Here is a 3,082-nt window from a genome sequence, read left to right as displayed (position 1 = left end):
GTTGCCGCGTTGCTGGCGAGCCTCACGTCCGACCAGCAGCGCGCCGCGCAAGCCTCGCCGGGTGTGCTGGCCGCGCGTGCCGAATACGAACGTCTGACCGACCGGCCATCCGACGCGCTCGCCGACCTCGAGCGCGCGGTCCGGTTACCGGATGCGACGTCGGACATGCGTGCGGCGTATCTGTGGGCGCTCGTCGATTACGGCAGCGATGCGGATCTCAAACGCGCGCTGAATCGCTGGCGCGACAGCGCCGGGCGCAGCGCGACGCTGTCGCGCCCGTACGCGGCCGCCGAGATGCGCCTGAACCGGCCGGTCGCGGCGCTCGAGTATTTGCGGCGCGAGGCCGTTTCGCTGTCGCGCGATCCGCTGTGGCTGCTCGCCTATGCCGATGCGCAGGAAATGGCGGGCCACGCGGACCTCGCATGGTCGGTCCGTCACAAGGTCTGGCTGCAATTGCAGCAGGACGGCGCGCCGCGCGCGGCGTCGCGCAACCGTACCGCACAGGACGCGGAAACGCGCGCGGATCTGCGCGGCCGGCGTGTCGCGCTGTCGCGCGACTACGCAAGCGCCGACGTATCGGCGGCGCTCCTCGACGATCTGCTGTCCACGCAGGCGGCGCCGGCCGATCTGGCCGACGCGCGTCGCACGCTGCTCGGCAGCGTACCGGGCCTGCCGGGTGACGCGCCGGAAAGCGGCGCACAGCTCGCGCAAAACAACCGGCTGCGCGATGCGGTGGCGAAGGATGTGGCGATTGCGTGGGCGGTGTCGCACGAAAGCAATGCGCTCGCGAAGCGCTGGCTCGCACAGCAATACGCGGCGCGTCTCGCGCGTCCCGCGGATGCGCAGTTGACGATCGCGCTGGCCGACAACGATCTGCCCGAACTTGAACGCCTGCTCGCGCAGGAACACTCGAGGCTGCCGATTGCCGACCGGATCGACGCGGCGATCGCGCTCGACCAGCCGGACCGGGCGCAACAGCTCGCGTTCGAAGGGCTCGAAGGCGCGCCCGAAGATACCGCGTTGCACACGCGTGTCACCGAAACGGCGCTCGACTGGCCGCAATCGATCGACGCGACGGTCACGAGTCACGTTGAACATCCGCTCGACTATATCGAGCAAACGCTCGCGGCGAGCCGCAAGATCGCTGAACGCTACATGGTCGGTGTCACCGGCGTGCAGAACTTCCAGCATTCGACCGATATCACGCAGCTCGTCAACGTGCCGTCGGTGGACCGTTCGCTCAGCGTCTACGCGCGGCGGCAAACGCTCGATACCGCGTTCCAGGTGACCGCGGGCCGGCGCGACGCGCTCGATAGCTTCTATACGTTCGCGCTGGCGGCCGAAACCGGCCGCAATTCGCCATTGACGCTCGGTGTGCGCGCCGGCCGCAACCAGGTTGCCAACGAAACGCAAACGCTGCAGGTCGGCGGGATGAAGGACAACCTGATCGGCGACTTCACGTACCGCGTGACCGAACGCGTTACCGTGACGGGCAGCGTCGAAGCGGACCGCTTCTACAGCCAGGCGCGCAGCTATATCGGCAGCGGCGTGCTGTCGACCGGCGAAATCAGCTACCGCTTTCACACCGAATATCCGGACTACACGGTGCGCGTGATCGGCACGCACGGCGGCTACGGCGCGAGCGGCGGTGCGGACCCGCTGATCTCGCGGCTGATTCCCGCGGCCAATCAGCCTGCGGTGGCCGGCGATTTCCTGCCGGACACGTACACGCAATATGGCCTGTACTTCGGCTTCGGTAACGATCTGCTCGAACAGTACACGCACCGCTGGCGGCCGTTTCTCGACGTCGGCATCCTGCACGATTCGAATCAGGGATGGGGGCCCGACCTCAGCGTCGGGTTGGCGGGGACCGTATTCGGCGGCGATCACGCCGCACTGTTTATCCAGCATCAGCGCGTGTCGCGTCTCGGTACGCCGGTCACGCTGCTGGGCGCGAGATATAGCTGGTATTACTGATTGTGCAGGGTAGGGCGGCGAGCCGCCGGAATCGACGGTACGCGCCGGCAACGGGAAACAGGCGACAACGCGAAACGAAATGAAAAGGAGTGGTTCGATGAATACCAATGACAAACATGTGCGCCCGGCACAAGGACAGGTCCGTTCGCTGCGGTGGTTTGCCGCTGCTGCGGCAACCGTGCTGCTGCTGTCCGCGTGCGGTACGATTACGCAGAGCGCGGTCACGCCGGCGCTCGCGGCGAATGACCCGGTTGCGGTCGTGTCGCTTGCGAACTTCACCGGGACGCCCGCCGCCGGTAGCAGCGCAACCGCGATTGCCGCGAACGTGCTGCGCGAAAACGGCCTCACCGATGTGCGCGTCGCACCGGCCGATGCGGCGTCGAACGCGATGTTCGACACCGCGCAGCGCGAGATCGGCGAGAAAAAGCTTGCATGGGCGCGCGAGCAGCACGTGAAATACGTGCTGACCGGCGCGGTCGAGGAATGGCGCTACAAGGCGGGCGTCGATGGCGAACCGGTCGCGGGCGTCACCTTTGAACTTATCGACGTCGCGTCCGGCCAGGTGGTATGGAGCGCGACCGGCTCGCGCAGCGGATGGAGCCGCTCGAGTCTCGCGAATGTCGCGACATCGCTGATCGGCAAGCTGCTGGCGCCGTTGGGCGCACACGCGTGATGCGGCGCCCACCGTCACGGAGTTTTCGACAGGCGATCAGGAGCCGGCCGTGAAGACTGCCACTTCCCCATCGGATACCGGCACGCATGCCAACGCCGTGAAGCCGCGGCACGCGCATCCGTTCGGCAATCTGAATGCTGTCGGGCGCTTCGTCGCACCCGCGGTGACACGGCCGTTCGCGATCGTCGAGACGACCGTTTTCATGCTGATCGTCTGCGTGCTGTGCTGGCGTTTCGATTCATCCGACCCGCTGCTGTTGAAGACCGGCTTTCCGTGGCTGTGGTTCGCGACGCTCGTTGTCGCGCTGCGTTACGGCGCGCTGCTCGGTCTTTATGCGGGTGCGCTGCTGGTCGGCGCATGGCTCGTCCATACGCACGGCGGCGACGACGCGTGGCCGACAATGTTTTTCACGGGCGGTCTGCTGCAGACGAT

At 66.8% G+C, this 3,082-nt stretch carries 2 protein-coding genes and 1 pseudogene; all 3 read left to right on the top strand.

The genetic code is table 11. The features are described from left to right. Nucleotides 1–1,977: tetratricopeptide repeat protein (locus HV796_RS41165; protein ID WP_175233402.1), on the top strand; the 1,977-nt coding region annotated here is incomplete at its 5' end. 97 nt (nt 1,978–2,074) lie between these two features. After that, the gene (locus tag HV796_RS41160) at nt 2,075–2,650 is read left to right on the top strand and encodes a penicillin-binding protein activator LpoB (protein ID WP_175233401.1); all 576 of its coding nucleotides are present in this window, start codon (nt 2,075–2,077) and stop codon (nt 2,648–2,650) included. 49 nt (nt 2,651–2,699) lie between these two features. Next, nucleotides 2,700–3,082, top strand: a pseudogene (locus HV796_RS41155) (PelD GGDEF domain-containing protein); the annotation flags it as partial.

The sequence above is a fragment of the Paraburkholderia humisilvae genome (assembly GCF_902859855.1).
Classification (GTDB): domain Bacteria; phylum Pseudomonadota; class Gammaproteobacteria; order Burkholderiales; family Burkholderiaceae; genus Paraburkholderia; species Paraburkholderia humisilvae.
This window is presented reverse-complemented; position numbering and strand designations above follow the sequence as displayed.

Coding starts and splice junctions, on each gene's coding strand:
- HV796_RS41160 (WP_175233401.1), top strand. CDS start 2,075: ATGAATACCAATGACAAACATGTGCGCCCGGCACAAGGACAGGTCCGT.